14 protein-coding genes are annotated in these 19351 nt (G+C 59.5%); all 14 read left to right on the top strand.

The features are described from left to right. Positions 1-107 precede the first annotated feature (107 nt). The 14 genes from C1719_RS14540 (at position 108) to C1719_RS14460 (ending at position 19325) form a co-directional block, all read left to right on the top strand. On the top strand, positions 108-6194 hold the full coding sequence (locus C1719_RS14540) for a cell wall-binding repeat-containing protein (protein WP_180963642.1): 6087 nt from the start codon (positions 108-110) through the stop codon (positions 6192-6194). Between the two features lie 190 nt (positions 6195-6384). Further along, entirely contained in the window at positions 6385-6768 is a 384-nt protein-coding gene (locus C1719_RS14525; RefSeq protein WP_102375755.1) for a GntR family transcriptional regulator, read from the top strand. 24 nt (positions 6769-6792) lie between these two features. Next, a complete protein-coding gene (locus tag C1719_RS14520) occupies positions 6793-7737 on the top strand; it encodes an SPFH domain-containing protein (protein ID WP_102375754.1) in 945 nt (314 codons plus the stop codon). Positions 7738-8216: 479 nt separating this feature from the next. After that, on the top strand, positions 8217-9839 hold the full coding sequence (locus C1719_RS14510; protein WP_180963641.1) for a molybdopterin-dependent oxidoreductase: 1623 nt from the start codon (positions 8217-8219) through the stop codon (positions 9837-9839). A gap of 51 nt (positions 9840-9890) precedes the next feature. Beyond that, entirely contained in the window at positions 9891-10709 is an 819-nt protein-coding gene (locus tag C1719_RS14505; protein ID WP_102375751.1) for a molybdopterin-dependent oxidoreductase, read from the top strand. After that, on the top strand, positions 10706-10984 hold the full coding sequence (locus C1719_RS14500) for a molybdopterin-binding protein (protein ID WP_102375750.1): 279 nt from the start codon (positions 10706-10708) through the stop codon (positions 10982-10984). Before C1719_RS14505 ends, C1719_RS14500 begins: the two co-directional genes overlap by 4 nt. Positions 10985-10996: 12 nt before the next feature. Continuing rightward, positions 10997-11650: a 4Fe-4S dicluster domain-containing protein gene (locus C1719_RS14495; protein WP_102375749.1), complete on the top strand. Its 654-nt coding sequence runs from the start codon at positions 10997-10999 to the stop codon at positions 11648-11650. A 27-nt stretch (positions 11651-11677) separates the two neighbouring features. Further along, positions 11678-12640: an NrfD/PsrC family molybdoenzyme membrane anchor subunit gene (gene nrfD, locus C1719_RS14490; RefSeq protein WP_102375748.1), complete on the top strand. Its 963-nt coding sequence runs from the start codon at positions 11678-11680 to the stop codon at positions 12638-12640. 210 nt (positions 12641-12850) lie between these two features. Next, positions 12851-14560 (top strand): FAD-dependent oxidoreductase, encoded by a 1710-nt coding sequence (locus C1719_RS14485; protein ID WP_102375747.1) that lies wholly within the window; start codon positions 12851-12853, stop codon positions 14558-14560. A gap of 3 nt (positions 14561-14563) precedes the next feature. Further along, positions 14564-14938, top strand: a complete 375-nt coding sequence (locus C1719_RS14480) for a cytochrome c3 family protein (RefSeq protein WP_102375746.1) — start codon at positions 14564-14566, stop codon at positions 14936-14938. A 218-nt stretch (positions 14939-15156) separates the two neighbouring features. Further along, the gene (locus C1719_RS14475) at positions 15157-15864 is read left to right on the top strand and encodes a TetR/AcrR family transcriptional regulator (RefSeq protein WP_102376107.1); all 708 of its coding nucleotides are present in this window, start codon (positions 15157-15159) and stop codon (positions 15862-15864) included. Next, positions 15861-17036 (top strand): acyl-CoA dehydratase activase-related protein, encoded by a 1176-nt coding sequence (locus tag C1719_RS14470; RefSeq protein ID WP_245874559.1) that lies wholly within the window; start codon positions 15861-15863, stop codon positions 17034-17036. The genes C1719_RS14475 and C1719_RS14470 overlap by 4 nt, the downstream gene beginning before the upstream one ends. Continuing rightward, positions 17029-18309 (top strand): 2-hydroxyacyl-CoA dehydratase, encoded by a 1281-nt coding sequence (locus C1719_RS14465; protein ID WP_245874558.1) that lies wholly within the window; start codon positions 17029-17031, stop codon positions 18307-18309. Before C1719_RS14470 ends, C1719_RS14465 begins: the two co-directional genes overlap by 8 nt. Continuing rightward, entirely contained in the window at positions 18306-19325 is a 1020-nt protein-coding gene (locus tag C1719_RS14460; protein ID WP_102375745.1) for an acyl-CoA dehydratase activase, read from the top strand. The genes C1719_RS14465 and C1719_RS14460 overlap by 4 nt, the downstream gene beginning before the upstream one ends. Positions 19326-19351 lie beyond the last annotated feature (26 nt).

The raw sequence follows: 19351 nt of genomic DNA, 5'->3' as shown, positions 1-19351 counted from the left end.
AGCGCCTCCTTTCCCGTATCGAACTGAAACAAGACCGGTCGAGGCTACAGGTTTCGGCCGTTTTGTTTTTCGGGACGTCGATGCGGGATGAGCGGAAAGGAGCCGGGATGGCGCAAGCAAGGCAAACCTCTCTTGATGCAAAGGGGGCGAGATCGAAGAGGCTGTTCTCTGCTTTCATGGCGTTCGTCATGGCGGCAACGCTCATGATCCCCTCTGCGGCGTGGGGCGACGAGGCGGATGCAGCACCGCCGTATTCTCAGACAGATCAGGTTGAAGCACGATCCGGGAGCGCGGAGGACCTCGGTCAGAACTTTGAAGACGAAGCGGCTCCTTCCGAGGAAGCCGCAGGGCAAGAATCCCCATTCGGCTCTCGCTCGGCGAAGGCGACCGAGGGTACAGCCGATGCGGAGCCGAATCGGGCGGCAGGCCTTTCTGCCGCAGGCGATCCGATCGAAGTCGATACGCTTGAAGCTTTGACCGACGCGCTATCGAGTGCTTCTCAGGGCCAGGCGGTAAAGCTTGTCGCGGATATCGATGCGGGGGTGATCTCTCCAGGCGAATCCGAAGTTGCCGCAGTCTCTGTGGAGGCGGGCCAGGACGTCGTTCTCGATTTGAACGGGCACAGCATCAAGGCATCGCTGGATACCAACGGGAACAACTACAGCAAAGCCCATGTTTTGCTGAATCGCGGCACTCTGACCATTCAGGATGGAAGCGAGGCCGGTGCGGGCGAGATAGCGAACTATAACGAAGCCTCCAATGCTTGCACGCGCACGGTGAAAAACGCAGAGGGTGCCGAGCTTGCCGTTACGGGCGGCAAGATTTCGAGTGCGAGCGCGGTCGGTCTTTTGAATCTGGGCACGTGCGCGCTTTCGGGCTCTGCCTCGATCGTATCGAGCAAAGCCGGCTACTCCGGCGGATGGGACAATGCTTGCGCGGCTATCGAGAACCGGACGAACGGCTGCATGACCATCGAGGACGGTACGTACACGAGCGTTTCCGAATCAGCCTTGTTCTGCGATAGCCCGTCGGCACCGGTTTCGATTTCCGGCGGCACGTTCGTCGGCAATGCGACGTACGGAGCAATGAACGGCACCGCGATTTCGGACGCCGTCACCGTGACGGGAGGTACGTTTTCGAGCGATCCGACGCAATGCGTCGACCTGTCAACCTGTGTGGTAGCCCAAGAGGGCGATTTCTTCGTGGTCAGCAGGGCGGAGGCTCCAGTCGATCTTGCGATAGATTCCGAAAGCGCGCTGAAGGAAGCTTTGGACAACGCCGATGCAGCGCATCCGAAGAATCTCATTTTGAGCGGGGACATCGTTCTCGGCTCAAGTGCGATTCTGCCCTCTACGTGGACGATCGTCGTTTCGAACGGATCCAGCCTCACAATTGCGTCCGAGGCTGTTCTGTTCCAGGATGGGCGCATATCGAACGAGGGAACCTTGGTAGTGAACGGGTTTTTGACCAACCCGGAAAACCTGACGGGCTCGATAGCGAATATGCCCGAGGTGTCTGCCGATGGCTCCTATCTCGTCGATACTCCGATGGCCCTTCAATGGTTGAAGGTGCTGCTTGAAGCGGAGGGTCAATCCGGCATCACGAACATTTCTTTTGCGGACGACATCGTCATGCCCGAAGGCGTTGCGTTCGAGAGCCTCGGGAGGGCATCGAACATCGTCATCGATGGTCGCGATCATGCTGTTGCGGGGCTTGCGCTGGGCAAGGCGAGCGGATACGTGGGTTTGTTCAACGAGCTGTACGGCGCTACCGTCAAGAACCTGACTCTTGCCGAGTGCGATTACAGCACGTCGAGCGGATACATAGGGTCGCTGGCCGGCTACTCGGAAAGCACAGTCTACGAAAACGTTAGCGTGAGCGGCTCGGTAGTCGCGACAGGCGCGTCGTATGGGGTCGGCGGCATCGTGGGCGGCGTTAAGAACACGAATGCAGAAGACGAGACTCTTTTCGTGAACTGCAAGATCGGCGCTCAGATTGGCGGATCTGCCGCCTACAACGTCGGCAGCATGTTCGGTACCGCATCTGGCGCTACCGGGACAATCGGAATCTACAACTGCTCCAATTCGGGAGCCATAACCGCCAAGGGGTCCGTCGGCTACGTATTCGGTTTCGGGTATCTTGAAAGCGCTGCCACTCTCGATATCATCGGGTTCTCCAATACGGGAACCGTGAACGGGGGCGAGGGAACCATAAGCAGCGCCGCAGGCAGCGGCTATGCGTACCAGACCGAGCACAGCGATGGCGCGCTTTACACGGCGGTACGGGCAGACGATGGAACCTGGTTCGCCGACAGCGTATACGGCTCGATAACCGCGACGACGGCTGACGGTGGGGAAATCGGAACGTTCGACGAGATGAAAGACGCTCTCGAGGCGGTCAAGGATCACTCGGGCGCGAAGATAGAATGCGAACCCGGAAAGCTTATCGTTATGGGGTCGAATCATCCGAGCGTCTATCGGTCTTTGACCATCGAGGGCAACGGCGCTACGCTGATCTGCACTAAAGCGGCTCCTGAGGGCGAAGCGACATTCTCGATCGAATCGTACGCAAGCTTGCTTGAAGATACGACGCTCACCATCTCGAATCTGAAAAACGCGACGGTTTGGGGTCAGCGCGGCGGCACCTACGGAACGGACAAGACGTTCACCCTCAAGATGGATAATTGCGACAGCGTCGAGGGCTTCACGGGGCAGCGCGTGTACATCAGCGGAGCGGCGGGCGTCAACAACTATGAACTGACGAACTGCGATTTTGCCGGTGCGGCATGCGCTGTGTACAGCAACGCAGCCGGTTCCATCGTTATCGATGGCTGCACGTTTGCCAACAACCTTGCCGGTGCAGTGAACGTCAAGCTCAAGGCGAACGAGGGGTCGCTTGCGGTCGATATCAAAAACACCGCCTTCACGGACTGCGGCATAGGCGACGAGAACAGCGTGCTGTACGCCGCTCCCGTCCGCTATACCGCCGAAGGCGATGCGAGCCTGACAGGAAGCGTTGCCGATTGTTCGTTCTCGTATTCCGAGGGCGTCGCACCGGCCAACGGCGACATCCTGATCGGCGAAGGCCGCGCTAACGAAACGTCCAAGCTTATCACCGTAACCGTTTCGGGGACTGCAGCCAACGCCCAGATCCACTATCCGGGCGACCGTCTTGACGCCGCTACCAACACCGGTCGCGCGATTGCGGTTGAGGCTGACGAGACCGCCGTGCTCACCAATGCCATTGCCCAGGTTGGCGGTAGCAAGTATGCGAGTCTCGATGACGCGGTTGCTGCGGCGCAGCCGGCGGAAACCGTGACGCTGCTCGATGACTTCTCGCAGGCAAGCGGCATTATCGTCGACAAAGATGTAACGATCGACCTGAACCAGAAGACCTTCACCGTTACCGATGGCAGCAACATCAACAACCGTGGAATAATGCTGAAATCGGGTCATCTCACCATCGTCAACGGAACCATGATCGCCGATGGGAAAGCGATCGATCTTTCGAAGAGCGGCGCCGATGCGGGCACCGGCCTCTATGGCATGTTGCGTGCCGAGGGCGGCGAGCTCGACATGGAGAACGTGACGCTTGAAAATAGCCGTCCATGGGGTCTGAACGTGAAGCTCACGGGGCCTTGTACGGCGCGCCTCAAGAACGTAACCGTCGACTCCGAGTACGGCGGCGGCATCGAAGTGGCCCACGCCGATGCGGAAGCGGTGCTTGAGGATTGCACGTTCATGCAGAAGGGGTATTTCGATTGGACGAGCACCTGCGTGAGCGTAAGCACGGGGGGCACGGTTACCGTGAAAGGGGGCACCTACGTATCGGAAGACGGTTATGCGCTCTACGTGTTCTCTTCGGGCGGAACCCTCATTGTCGACGACGGGGTGTTCCAGGGTGCCAAGGCCGTGCTGAAAGCGGATCTTGACTCTTCGTCGTATCCCGACAACACGCTGAGGGTTGCTCTTAACAATGGAGAGTTCCAGGGCGCTATCAGCCAGAGCGGCGATGCCGAGAAGGTATCCGTAGAGGTGTCCGGAGGCTACTATACGGTTGACCCCGCAGCTTATCTCGTCGACAAAAAGACGGTTTTGCCAAGCGACAAAGCCGAATATCAATACATGGTTAGCGAGAGCAAGGCGGCAACCGATGCCAAGCCCGTTGTCGTGGAGCCGGAAGTGAAGATCGAAAACGAGGAGGCTCTCGGCGACAAGAAGGACGAGATCGTCGAAAGCGTGGCGAAGGCGGAAGTGGCGGGGCTGAACGCTCATGCGAACGCCGCCGTTGAAGAGCTGACCCCCGATGCGGTTGCGGAGGCGGAACAGGCTTTGAAAGACGCCATCTCCCCCGATGCCACCGCGCCGATCACGGTGTACGTTCAGGCGTATTTGGAAATTGCCGCGAAGGCGTATACCGAAGAGGGCGGCGCGAAATCGCTCGCTCTCGACATAACGCCGAAAACACGCGTCGTCGCAACGACGGCAGGCAGCGTTGACGATATCGTGTTCGATGATTCGGGGAGGAACGCCGTTGTCGTCGGCGAGCCTGTTCCGGTTGAGGTGACAACGCAGACAACCGTATCGGTGCCGCTTCCTGCAGGCTTTGTCAGCACGACGGATGACCCGGTATTCGCAAGGCACGTCAAAGACGATGGAAGCACCTACATTTACACGGCTGCGCTCAGCCAGGGTTCTGACGGCAAATTCATCGCTTCGTTTGCGAACCCTCATGGATTCAGCGAAATCACGCTGATGACGAGCAACGACAGTGTTGCTACGACCGATGGCATCGGGTACGAAACGCTTCAGGCCGCCATTGATAACGTTAAGGACGGCGGGACGATCGAACTTCAGAAGGACGCAGCCGATGCAGTAATCGATCGCGCCGTTTCGTTCACGCTCGATGCGAAAGGCTTCGCCGTCGGCTCGATCACGGCAGCTGCGGGCTACGTGCTAGACGTCCAAGGCGATGTGTATACGGTTACCCAGGCGATTGCCGTAACGGGTATCGTGCTCGATCAAACCGCCCTGTCCCTTGAAATCGGAGCCGCGGCAACGCTCAAGGCAACGGTTTCGCCTGCCGAAGCAACCGATCCTTCGGTGACGTGGAAATCGTCGGATGAGGCGATCGCAACGGTCAAGGACGGTGTCGTTACCGCCGTTGCCGAAGGCAAAGCAACGATCACGGCTGCAGCGGGCGGCAAGAGCGCCGAGTGCGAAGTGACCGTCAAAGCAAAACAAGACGAGCCCGGGACCACAAGCGTTAACCGCCTCGGCGGCGCCGACCGCTACGCCACCATGGCCCTTGTCTCGAAGGCCGCGTTCCCCGACGACGGCTCCTGCCCGACGGTCGTCGTGGCCCGCGGCGACAACTTCCCCGACGCGCTTGCGGCCGCGAGCCTCGCGGGTGCGACGGGCGGCCAGGTTCTCCTCACCGAGACTTCTTCGCTTACGGCCGAGACCAGATCCGAGATCGAGCGCCTCGGGGCGACGAAGGCCTACGTGATCGGCGACGAGTGGTCGGTCTCCAAGCGCACGTTTAGCGAGATCGAGGCGATCACGGGCGACGCGGTTCGCCTGGGAGGCGCCGATCGTCTCGAGACCGCGGTCAGGATTTACGAGGCCGGCGAAGGCGGCTGGGGCTCGACCGCGATCGTCGCCACTGGCAAGAAGGCGGCCGACTCGCTCTCCATCTCGACGGTGGCCTATGCACTGAAGGCCCCGGTCTTTCTGGCCGACGATTCGGGCGCGCTTCCGCAGGCTGCCCTCGACGCCATCAAGGGCGGCGGTTTCACCAACGCGATCGTGCTCGGAGACGGTTGGTCGGTCTCCGAAGAGGCCTTCGAAGCAGTGAAGTCCCTGGTAGGTTCCGTCGAGCGCATCGGAGGCGCGGATCGCTACATTACCTCTCAGCGCATTGCCGAATGGGCGCTCGACCATGGATTCGCATGTAGGAACGTGGCGATCACTGCGGGACGCGACGGCAAGTACGCCGACGCGCTCGTGGCTTCCGCCTTCGGCGGCAAAAACCTCTCTCCGCTTTTGCTCGTAGACGAGGGAGACGGCGCCGATGTGTGCATCTCAAAGGTGCTCGCATCGCACGCCGGCGAGATTGAGAACGCCTACGTGCTCGGCGACGAGTGGACCGTTTCCGAGGCGCTTTTCGCAGCCATCGAAAAGGCGCTTGCGTAAAGCGTTTTTTTCGAAGCGATTTCATGCTGCTCGAGGCCCCTGGCATGCTTGCCGGGGGCCTCGGCAATTTCATAGCTGGCAGGATCTGGTCGGGAGGCGAATCCCGTTGGGAATCGGTTGCGCGTCTTCGCCTGGGAGCCCTGTGGTATCCTATATCTGTAGGATACGAGAGACGGGGAGATGCACCGAAGTGTTCGATACGCTGAAAATCGACGAGAAATCGGGCGTTCCCGTATGGGTGCAGATTCGCAACCATATGTACTTCCTCATTAAATCTGGTCAGCTCAAGCCCGGCGACGTGTTGCCTACGGTGCGCAATTTGGCCGTGCAGCTGGGTGTGAACTACAACACGGTACACAAGGTGTATCAAGATCTTGAGGCCGACGGCCTCATCAATTCCGGTCGCGGCAAGCGCTCGACCATTGCCGATATCGATCACGGTTCGATCGAGGCGCCGGGCTCTCCGGTGGACATGGTGATCGATGAGCTTTTGCGCGTGGCCAGAGAATGCAATGTCTCCAGGGAAGATTTGGAAATGAGGTTGCGCGAGCGTTTGTCTGAATGGACTGCGTAGCGCCGCTTGAGGGGAAGGGCCTTTATGGGAAACGAAGCCGAGGCTAAGAAATCGTACTTCGACGAGGATGAAAGCGAGCTGGCGAGCGGAGCGTTCGTCGGCGCCGATACGAGTTTCGACCAAGAGGTCACCAGCCGTTCGGGCGCAGTGGCATTGCGGTGGATCATTTCGCTTGCGGTGTTCGCGGCATGCGAGCTTGCAGCTTGGGCGCTTGCCTCGGTGGTCGTTGCCGTTGCGGGAGCCATCGCCGCGGCGCTGCTGTTCAGCTGCATGCATGTGGTTATGGAATGGGAGCGCGCGGTGGTTATGCGTCTGGGTAAGTTCAACCGCGTGGCGGGGCCGGGCTTGGTGTTTATGATTCCGCTGGTTGAATACGCGGCGTCTACGGTTGACATGCGCATGCGTTCCACGGCGTTCAAAGCCGAGCATGTGCTCACTGCTGATCTTGTGCCAGTGAACGTAGATGCCGTGTTGTTTTGGACGGTATGGGATGCGGGCACGGCATGCACCGAGGTGAAAAACTACGCGAACATGGTGTACTGGGTGGCGCAAACCACGTTGCGTGACGTGATGGGCGGTGTGGCCATCGCCCAGTTGAGCACAAGGCGCACCCAGATCGACCAGGAGGTGGCTGACATTCTTGAGCGCAAGACGCGCGAATGGGGGGTTACCGTAACATCGGTGGAGATTCGCGACATCGAGATTCCCGGTGATCTGCAAGAAGCCTTATCCGCCGAGGCCCGAGCTGAGCGCGAGTACAATGCGCGCATAATACTAGCTGAGGTGGAAAAGGAAGTATCCGAGATGTTCGTGGACGCCGCCCGCACCTATGGGCGTGAAGACGCGGCGTTGCAGCTGCGCGCGATGAGCTTCGTTTCGGAAAGCGTGAAGGAAAAAGGCGGTCTTGTGGTGGTGCCAAGCGCTCTATCAGAGGCTTTCGAGGGCCTGGAGAAGATCGCGAGGGGGTAGGGCTCGGCATATAGTCGAATGCGAAGGAGTCCTCGTGCGCTGCGAGGGTCCCTTGGCGTGCAGTGCATTGGCTATTGGCAAAGCTGGGACCAGGCCGATGCAGAAGAGCGGTTCGTATGCCTCAAGCGAGGAAATCTCGATACGTTAGTCGTTTCGTTGATGCGCAATGCTTTGCACATGCGCCGAGCGTCTTTCGCTTCGGTTGGGCCAGGAGGCGAAAGCATCTTTTTCGGTTGGGCGGGTGCGACGGATGGTTCTTCGGTCGTGCACATCCGTCCCTTGATTATCCGTTGCGGTCGATAGCGCAACGGACGGCAATTTGCCGTTTCTTATTATCCTTCAAAAAGTATCATAGTATAATACGATAAGTATCGTATATTTGTATGATATATGATACTATGCGGAAAACGGGTGATGGCCGGGCAGTGCTTCCGGTTCCGATGCCCAGGGGAATTTCAAACGGAAGAAAGGAGAGGGCGATGGCGATGCGAAAACCGGCCATATGGGGTGCCGCACTCTGCTGCTGCGCTTTGGGAGCCTCCCTCGTCGCATGCGTTCCCGCAGTGGAGCAAGAGACGACTGATGCGCCGCAAAACGGTGCGGTCGAACTTACGGGAGGCGAGAAATCCGCTGCAAGCTTGGAGGAAATCCAGAAAGAGATGACCGGCCTCTGCGAGGATTACGCTCCAACGGTGGAGACGCTTGAGGACGGCCGTCAAGTGCAGAAGGTTCCAAGCGATGCCGGTGGAAGTGCGTTTTGGGCGTTTCCGAGCGCATACAACGTCTACTACCTCGATGCCGAAAACCGCGGCTGCGAATCGTGCCATCAAGATGGCCTCGTCGATGTTTTGGACAAGCTTCCAACCCGCCATTGGGATATCGAAAACGGGCTGAACACCAATACCGATGTCACGGATTGCCTGCTATGCCACAATGAAACCACGGGTGAGACGCTTGCGGGTCCGTATCAGTTCGGCAATCTCATCCACGGTATCCACGGCAAGGATTCCTTCAAGGGCGACTGCATGACCTGTCATGCCGTCACCTCGGACGGTACGGGCATGCAGCTGTGGGAAGAGGCCAAGTACGATGCGTTCAACGGCATGGTCGATGTGGCGGACGTTCAGGGTGAATTCGCTTACGACCAGGATACCCTTGCGGGCGATACCGTCGAGATGACGAAGTATGCCGGACCCAACAGCGAGCCCTTGGACAAAGCCTACCAAGAAGAGCCTGTCGATACGTCCGAATATGAGGACTGGTCCATTGCCGTTACGGGCATGCTGGACAATCCGAGGGAGTGGACGCTGGCCGAGTTGATCGAGAGCGCTCCCAGCGAAACGACCGTCAGCACCATGCAGTGCAACATTAGCGGCGCTGGCGGCGAGTGGATCGTCAACGCCGAAGTGAAGGGCATTCCCATCAAGTGGATCCTCGAACAGGCGGGCGTGCAAGAAGGAGCTACGACCATCACCGCCCACGATGCCGAAGGTTGGGGAACCAACGGTCCTACCGGTTACGGTAGCGGTACGTCCATCGAGGATTGCCTTGAATCGGGCGGCCTGCTCATCTACGAGATCAACGGGCGTCCGCTTACGCGCGCCGAAGGTTTTCCCTGCCGCATGTGGTGGCCTGGGCACGCCATTTCGAACAGCGGGCGTTGGGTGAGTGAGATTTACATCTCCGATGACGAGTATCATCTCAACGACGGCATGGGCTTGGAGAGCGAGCCGACTGCAATCGGACATTGGCATCCCGCCAAGGAAACCGATGCCGGATTCGGCAACAAACCCGTTACGGGCATTATGGGTACCCCGGAAGGACTGATTATCACCCCTGGCGAGGAATACGAGTTCGAGGGCTATGCCTACGCCATGGACGAGCAGGTCACCTCGGTCGAGTTCTCGATGGATGGCGGCAAGACGTGGACGAGCTTCGATACGTCCGATTCCGATAAGTACCGCTGGGTGTACTGGCACTTTACTTGGACGGCTCCTGAGCAGACGGGCGGTTATCTGCTTCAGGTCCGTGCGACCACCGACCAGGGTCGCGTGAGCTACGAGCCCGATAAGGTCATGGTCAACGTCAAACAGATGTCTTAAGCATACGGTCCGAAAGCCCGCGAGGGCGGGCTTTCGGCAAGGAGGTAGAGAATGGATGCCTTGAAAAAGACGCTTGCCATGGGGGCAAGCTCGATACTGGCGGTTACGGGCATGGGCGGCGTTGCACTGGCCGCCACCGCTTCGACCGAAGCGCAGCCTGTATCCGATCCTCAGGCCGCGGAGTGGCAGGAGGGCGGTTCCGTCAACGATTTCATCGTGCGTATGGACAAAGTGGGGGGCGAGTTTTCCTTCACTCAATCCAAGGTGACGTCAACCGATGACATCAAAAGGAACCTGGGCGAGGCTTCGGCCTATTTGTGCGGCGCAAACCCGATGGGCGACGGGAAGGCCGTTGCAATAGAGGACTGGTCGATTGCCGTGCAGGGCGATGTCGAAAACGCGTACACGGCAACGTTCGGGGAACTTTCCGAGAAGGAAGAGCTTCAAAACGTGGTCATGGGCTGCTCGTGCGCTGGCAACCCCTCTGACGGGCGTGCTGTCGCCAATGCCGAAGTCACGGGCATTTCTGCGTTGAAGATCATCGAGCTGGCTCAGCCTTCCGCCGATGTGAATACGGTCGTATTTGCTTCGTCCGATGGTTACGAGGTAGCGCTGCCGCTGGACTATCTCAGAATGCGCTACTGCCCGTTGGTGTTCGACGTGAACGGCTCACCGATCGCCGATGTGATGGGCGGCGTGAACCAGCTGTGGCTGGGCTCCACCGCGGCGAGCTATTTTGCTCGCGACATAGTGAGCATCACGCTTGAAGAGCGCGAAACGCCACCGGCGAACCCTCATTCCGATGAGGCGCGTGCGGCGTATCAGAGCCTGCCGAACGTAGGCGTACTGCTCGGAGGAGAAGTTCGATGATTCCCCCAGTGCAAGGCACGGCAGGCCAGGTTCTGCGGTTGAGCGGTACGGCGTACGACTTCGGGCATCGTATTGCGGCAGTCCAGTTTTCGCTTGATGAAGGCGAGCACTGGACCACGCGCCCGACCGAAGGCACGAACGATTACCAAAACGTGATGTGGACGCTTGATTTCACGCCGCCGCGAGCGGGCGCGTACCGTATGCACGTGCGCTCGGTTAACGAGCGCGGCGAAGTGAGTCCGCAGCCCGCCCTTGTCGAGCTGGACATACGGTAGGAAGGGGAAGACATGCGACAAACCGTGGATGTTTCGCGCAGGACGCTTGTGAAAGGCGCTTTTGCATTAGGCGCTTCGGCGGTCATCGTGGGTGGCATCATGGCTCCCCGTCGTGCAACGGCAAGCGACGACGCATCGGTGGCCGACGAGGCGAACGCCGGTGTGCAGTATGGCTTTCTCGTTGATGCATCAAGGTGCGTGAACTGCGAGAAGTGCATTGATGCGTGCCGCCAGCAGAATGGCTTATCGGACGAAACGCCCGACCGTCGCCGCATCACGGTGATCGTCAATGCGAAGCGCGAAAAGGTGAGCGTATCCACATCGTGCATGCATTGCGCTCAGCCCAGTTGCGAACGCGTGTGCCCGGCGGGCGCTATTTCGAAGGGAGCGTGCGGCATTGTCTCGGTGGATCAAAGCAGCTGTATCGGCTGCAAGTATTGTTACCAGGCATGCCCTTACGACGTGCCGCGCTACAATGCGGAAACCATGGACAAGTGCGACTGCTGTCTGGGTGCGGGCATTGAGCCAGGCGATACGCCGTATTGCGTGCAGGCGTGCATTTTCAACGCGTTGAAGTACGGCCCCATAGAGGAGCTGAAGGAGCAGGCGCCCGATGCGGTGGTCCTTGCGTCCGCCAATGATCCGTCGTGTCTGATTCGCGGATAGCCGCGCAGCGAAAGAGGAGGTGATTTCATGCTTCAAACAATTTGGGGATGGCAACCAGCGCTCTATCTGTTCTTGGGCGGCATGGGCGCCGGCACGTTCGTCATGGCGGCGGTGCTCTATCTCATCGACCGCAAGCGCCATGGTCTGATTATCTGCGCGTCTATGTGGGCTGCCGTGGCAAGCCTCGGCGTGGGTTTGCTGTTGTTGCTTTCCGAGCTTACCCAACCGTTGCGCGGTATGATGATGTGGAGCGCGTTTGACCACTTCACGTCGTGGATGACCTATGGTGCATGGGGCGCATTCGGCGCGCTGGTCGTGTTCGGCGTATCAGCCCTTTTGGCTACGCCACCCATCGTGAAGAGGCTTTCGTCGAAAGAGACGTGGTACGCCAAGCATGGCGGATCCGTGCGTCGCGTGCTCGCCGTCGCGGGCATCGCGCTCGGTGCGTTCGTGGCGGTATACACGGGCATGTTGCTTATGAGTTCGGGCGGGGTGCCGCTGTGGGATACGTGGCTTCTGCCGTGTTTGTTCACGGTGTCGGCGTTCGACACCGGCGTTGCACTTGTCGAACTCATTTCGGTGGTCGTCTCGAAAAAGGAGCGTATCGCCCATAAGGCGCAAACGCTCATGGAACGCATCGTCATCGTGCTCGTGCTGCTCGAGCTCGCGGTGCTTGCAGCGTTCTTTTCCGCGATGCTCGGCGCCGATACCGCCACGGCTTTGGGCGCCACAGCTGCTCAGTCGGCTGAAATGCTGACCGCTGGCGTGCTTGCTCCGTACTTCTGGGGCATGGTGGTGGTATGCGGTTTAGCGCTGCCGCTGATCATGGCTGTTATCGGTCTCGCATCCAAGAAGAAAGACGTGCGTGCGGCAACGGCCATCGGCGCCATCGGCGCGCTCGTCGGCGGGTGCGAGTTGCGCTTTCTCATCCTTGCCGCCGGGTTGCACGCCAATCTGGCGGCAGCTGCCCTTATGGCGGTGGCTGGATAGCGAAGCTCACATTGTTTTCAAAAGCGGGCCTCTGGCCCGCTTTTTTTGCGTCCTGTTCGCCCTGGCCGGGTGCGAAGGTGCCGAGCGGGAAGCGGGCTCGGGTTCAGTCGGGAAGACCGCTTTGCAATGCAGTCTACTTTACAATGTAAAGAAAAGGCGCTACTATTTGCTTTACGTTGTAAAGTAAGAAAGAGCTACCAAGGAGGAGCAATGGGAGGAAAGGAATTTTCCAGACGAGATTTCCTGCGAGGTGCGGGAGCCGTCGGGCTTGCTTCGGGTGCGCTTGGCGTATTCGGAACCACGGGTTTTGCGTTTGCGGATGATGCGGCGTCACCCGAAGAGGCTGCCAGCATCTATCAAACCATCATCCCAGGCGAAACGACCCTTTTGCCTCTTAAGAAGGCAGAGTGTCCGGGCCCTCGCGGCCCGATCGCCTACGAGGACCGCGAAATCGCGGCATCCGAGATCTCGTCGACCGAAGAGTGCGATGTGCTTGTTGTCGGGGCGGGCATCGCGGGGTTGACCGCCGCGCTGAAGGCGGCAGAAGAGGGTGCTCGGGTGATGTGCATCGAGAAGATGACCAAGGGTCGCGGTTGCTTCGAATGCTTCGGCGCCTACAACGCCCAAGCTCAAAAAGATGCCGGGGTGGAAGTGGATCCCGCCCAGCTGCTTGATGAGATATACCGTTCTGCGTATTGGCGCACGCGTCCCGAGCCGGCGCGCACCTACGTGTTCCATTCAGGTGAAGCGACCGACTTTTGGCAGCAGATGCTCGACAAAGGCGAAAACGGCTTTGTCATCACAAAGGTGGAACAGGCGCCGAACACCAACGGCATGCCGCTCATCGATTCCGAACTCGGATTCTACGACAGTCCTTCGCTTCCGCCCGATGCGGGTGTGCGCTCCGGTCTTTCGGGCATTTACGTCTGTCGCGAGATGGCGGAGGTTGCAAACCAATACGACAACCTCGACATCCGCTACAGCACTCCCGCCGTCCAGCTCACGCGTGATGGAAGCGGGCGCATCACGGGAGCCGTTGCGAAAGCAGGAGAGGAATACGTTCAGATCAACGCGGCAAAAGGCGTTATTCTTGCAACGGGGAGCTACGATGCCAATCCCGAAATGATGCAGGCGTGGGTTCGTCCTGAAGATTATGCGACATCGAGCTGGTGGAATCCCGGCTGGGGAACGACGGGCGACGGGCATATGATGGGACTCAAGGTGGGCGCGAACATGGATTCGCTGCCTCATCCGGTCATGAACTTCCGCTGGGGCAATCCCGATTCCTTCTACGATGCGCGCGTATGGACGGCGATCTGGCTTGCCATCAACGTCAACGCAAAGGGCATGCGCTACGTCAACGAAGATCTGCCGTTCCAAGCCGTGTCGAACGCGCAGAACGCGCAACCCGGCTTCGGTGCGAATTGTTGGCAGATCTTCGACGATGGCATGCTCGGCGCCAGCGAAGAGGAAATCGCAGGGGCAAAAGAGGCCATGGACGAGTTCATCGAGAAGGGATGGGCGTTTTCGGCCTCCACCCCGCGCGAGCTTGCCGAAAAGTGCGGCATAGATCCCGACGGACTCGAAGAGACGATCGGGTTGTGGAACGGGTATTGGGATAGCAAGAAGGATATGGATTTCAACCGCTTCATGGAGTCGACGGCTCCGTTTGCCGGGCAAACGATCTATGCGCTTACCACGAACAGCTGCATCCTTGCCACAGGAGGCGGGCTGATGATCGATGGCAGCTGCCGGGTGCTCGATACCGAAGATAACGTCATCGAAGGGCTGTACGCTGTCGGCAACGTGTCGGGCAGCTTCTTTGCGGGCAACTACCCGCGCCATATTCCCGGAACATCGATCGGCCGTGCGGTCACCTTCGGGTTCGTTGCCGCCGAACATGCCGTGAAAGGAGCGTAACCCATGCAAAACGTTAAGCGATATCCCTTTGCGGCCCTTGCGATAGCCGCACTCGTGCTTTGTCTGTGCTTCGGCCTTGTCGCGTGCGCGCCGCAGGCGACCGAGCAGTCGTCTTCGCCTTCTTCCGGGTCGTCTTCGGCTGCGACGACGGGGGTTGCGGGCGAATACGTTTCTGACGAGCAGTGCCTGAGCTGTCATGGCGGCACGTACGACGCGCTTGCCGAAACCACGGCAGGCTTGGGCGATTGGAATCCGCACGATCCCATTCACGGCGGTTACAATTCCTGCCAGAACTGCCACGCCAAGGACAAGGAGATAACCGACAACTATTGCGAGCATTGCCATTCCTATGCGCCGTCGCAGGAGGCAGCCGCATAAGTGCCAAGCCGCGCTGCCTTGCTGCAGTCTTCTTCCTCGGCTCGGTGAGTTTTCTTCCAAGGCCGGCGCGCATCGATTGCGCGCCGGCCTTCCTGCGCGGTGCCCATGCGCGGCGGCGATGCTTGGATTTCGTGTGGTTCGGCGTGAGGAAGGAGCGCCTCGCGTATACTTTTCGAAACGATATCGAACGAACGACGCGTTGCACGAAAGCCGGTACCATGCCAGAAACGAAGCAGCAGAAACAACCGCTGAGCCGCGAGCTTATAGTCGATACCGCATTCCGCATGATCGACGAGAAGGGCTATCGCGCTTTTACGATGAGGGCTCTGGGGGCCGAACTGGGCGTTTCCGCCATGGCGTTCTACGCTCATTTCTCTTCCCGCGAAGAAATGCTTGCAGCCGTGTGCTCGAAATTCATGGATACGCTCGATACCGATCCGATTCCCGGGGAGCGATGGGACGATACGCTCAGGCGCACGATGCCCTCGCTTCGCAACGGGTATCTCAGGTATCCGAACATCGCTGAGATCAGCTTGGATGATTCGGTTGCTTGGCTCGGCTTGGCGAAGCATACTGAAAAGATCGTGAACCTTCATCTGTCCCAGGGCATGCCCGAAGACATTTTCAGGAAAGCGTGGGCGATGGTCGATGCTTTTTTGACGGGCTTTACGGGAAACGAAGCAGCCATGATCAGAAGTGCGACGCAGGATGATTTTCCCGACGAGGACTCTCTGCCCGAGTGGCAGCGCGTCGTGCGCTCGGCCTATACCGATGAATCTTTCGTCAATGGCATCGAGATCATCATCGAGGGGGTAAAGAGCATCGCCGCCCCCGATCCGTGCGAGTGGTATACGCCTCTTGGCGCTGCCGATGGCGGGGCGGGGCAAGGCGATACGGGCGAACCCCTGGCTAGCGAGGCCCGATGATGGCGAAAGACGGCGGCAAAGACAAACGGGATTCGGCGATGGCGAACGGCGTTGGACGGGAGGCCGTCAAACCTGCGGAGTCCCAAACGCCGCTTGCGGCGTCCCTCGATGCGGCGCGCAAGGCGGCGGCTTCAACGGCGGCGGTTTTGCGATCGCGAACCGATTGCGCCGATATCCGGCGCATCGGCATTCCCCGAGCTCTTCTCTACTATCGTTACGGCATTCTGTGGAAAACGTTTTTCGAGCAGCTTGGACGCGAAGTGGTGATCAGCGACGTTTCCGACAAGGATGTATTCGATGCGGGTGAGCGAGCTTCGGTTGACGAGTGCTGCCTGGCCTCGAAGCTCTATCTCGGTCACGTGCAAAGCCTTGAGGGGTCATGCGATGCCCTGTTCGTTCCCAGCTTGGTCAACAAGGGGCACCGGAAAGGGTACTGCACCAAGTATCAGGCGCTGCCCGATTTGGTGGCAAACACGTTTCCCGATGCGGGAGTGCGCATCGTTTCGCTGCTGGTTAACGAAACGGAAGAGAAGCTCGACGAGAAGAGCGCTTTCATAGCGCTTGGCCAGCGTTTCGGCGTGAGTGCGGCCGATGCGAAGAAAGCATATCGAGCGGCCCATGCCGCGCAGCAGCGCGCGGATCGCGTTGCTGCGCGAGCGCAGGAGCGGCGGATTGCGGAGATAGAGCAATCGCGCAAGCATGCAGGCGAGCGGGATGCCGACGGCGTGCCGTATTCTGGCGAGGCGGCGCCTTTGGCCATTCTGCTCGTTGCCCACCCCTACGTAGCGCACGATTCGTTTGTGAACGGCGGCATCGTCGATCTACTCGAAAGCATGGGTGCCGCCGTTCTCTATGCCGACGAAACCGATCATGCGAAAGCGCTCCACGAGAGCTTCGAGTTTTCCGAAACGCTGCCGTGGCTCGTCAATCGCGAACTGGTCGGTTCGATGACGCTTCTGCACGAACATGTCGATGGCATCGTGCTGGTAAGCGCGTTTCCGTGCGGCCCCGATTCCATGACCAACGATGCGGTGGCCCGCTGCATTCAGGGCAAGCCCATCCTCTCGCTTACCGTCGATGCCCAAAGCGGCACGGCGGGGCTCGAGACGCGCGTTGAAAGCTTCATCGATATCTTGCGCTACCAGCAAAGGGGAGGGTATCTCAATGGCTGAAAAGCTGCGGGCCGCACGCCAGGCGGCGGATTTCGCCTCAGACTCTGAAAAGATCGACGGGCATGCGGGGCTATCCGATGCCGTGGGCGCTTCGGTGCGCGGCGGTGATGCCGACGTGCGCAACGCGCGCATCTGGCTGCAGCTCGACAAGCTTCGCCCCCCAAAGCTCGTCGAGCCGCGCAAGCGGAAGAAAAAGGACCGCCACGCCCGCACGCGGGTTGCTTTTTTTCGCTACAGCTATTACGACATCGCGTTCAAATACTTTGTGGAACAAGTGCTCGACGCCGATTACGTCGCGCTTCCCGAACCGACGAAGCGCACGCTTGAGCAGGGGACGCGCAATTCGAACGATTTCGTGTGCGCGCCGTTCAAGCATATTCTCGGTGATTTCATCGATGCGCTCGAAGCGGGGGCCGATGTGCTCGTGCAGTTTGCGGGGCCGTGCAGGCTCGGCTACTACGGCGAGCTGCAGGAGTCGATTCTGCGCGATATGGGCTACGAATTCGAGATGCTCAACTTCGCCACGCTGACGGGAAAACCCTTAAACGAATACATCGGCGTGTGCAAGAAGAAGATCAACCCCGATCTTTCGGTGGCGCATGGCGTTCGATGCATGCTTGCGGTGTTCAAAATGATCGAAAACCTCGACGAGGCGAATGATTTCTATCTTGCCCATGCGGGCTTCGAGGTGGAACCCGGATCGTTCGATCGCGCGCTGGCCGCCTATCACGACGACATGCGCGCGGCGGTGACCGAGCGCGACATAGCCGATGCTCAGCGAAGAGGGCTCGATGCCATGAAAGCCGTTCCGATATCCAAGCCCGTTGATCCTGTGCGGGTTGGCATTGTGGGCGAATACTTCACGGCCGCCGATGCGGCAAGCAACCTCGGGGTCGAACGGAAGCTGCTGGGAATGGGGGTGGAGCTGCACCGCATGCTCAACATGACGAACCGCAACCTGCGTTACAACGAGAAGAATCTGCGCGCGGGAATTTCTGACTATGTGAAATTCGATATGGGCCCCACGTCGTCTATGACCATTGCGGCTGCCAAGCGATACGCGGAGGAAGGGTTCGACGGCGTCGTTCATCTGAAGTCGTCGGGATGCACCCCCGAGATCGATTGCGTTCCCGTATTGCAGAGAATCAGCCGCGATTATTCGATTCCCATGCTGTTTCTCAGCTACGATTCGCAAACCAGCGATACGGGGCTCGATACGCGCCTCGAGGCGTTTTACGACATGATCGCACGAAGGAAGAAGGTTCTGCTGTGACCGAAGCGTACCTTGGGATCGACACCGGTTCCATATCCACGAAAGGCGTCGTGATCGACGCCGACCGCACGATCATCGCCCGGTCGTATCTGTGGACCGAGGGCAACCCCATGCAGGCGGCACGGCGCGTGATCGAGGATCTCGGAGGCCAGATAGACCATGACTTCGTTCGGGTGATGGCGGTGGGCACCACGGGAAGCGCGCGCCGCCTCGTCGGCGCCATGACCGAGGCCGCCGTAATAAAGAACGAGATCACCACCCATGCGGTGGGCACGACGTTTCTGCATCCCGATGTGCGCACCATCTTCGAGATAGGCGGGCAGGATTCCAAGATCATCTGCGTGGAGGGCGGCATAGCGGTAGACTATGCGATGAACACGCTCTGCGCTGCGGGAACGGGCGCCTTTCTCTCGAGCCAGGCGCATCGCTTGGGCCTCGAGGTCGAGCAGTTCGGCGATATCGCGCTCGCCTCGAAGCGGCCGGCGAACATCGCGGCTCGCTGCACGGTGTTCGCAGAGTCGGATCTGGTGCACAAGATCCAGATGGGCTACTCGCGCGAGGACATCGTGGCGGGGCTCTGCAAGGCGGTCGCTTCGAATTACCTCAATAACGTAGGCAAGGGCAAAAAAGTTGTCGCTCCCGTTGTTTTCCAGGGCGGGGTGAGCAAGAACGCCGGGGTTGTGCGGGCTTTCGAAGAGGCGCTCGGCATGGAGGTGCTCGTTGATTCCGACGGGCACCTGATGGGCGCCTTCGGTGCGGCGCTGCTTGCCGCCGATGCTGCTCCTGCCGGGGTGCGCGGGGCTGCGCCAGGCGCATCGGGGGCGGCTCATGCGGCAGCCGCCGACGCCGCTCGTCCGTTCGATTTCGACGTGGCCGAGTTCGAGTTCAAAACGCGTGAAATCGAGTGCGGCAAGTGCTCGAACCACTGCGAGATCATCTGCGTCTACCGAGATGGCGAGGTCATCGACGCATGGGGCAACCGCTGCGAAAAAGGCGCCGTGAAGACTGCGCGGTAGCTTTGGCGCGGTCGCTTGCGTTTCGA

This window comes from Raoultibacter massiliensis (genome assembly GCF_900199545.1).
Taxonomy (GTDB): Bacteria; Actinomycetota; Coriobacteriia; order Coriobacteriales; family Eggerthellaceae; genus Raoultibacter; species Raoultibacter massiliensis.
Note: the sequence above shows the minus strand (reverse complement) of the source record. Positions and strands in the feature narration are given on the sequence as shown.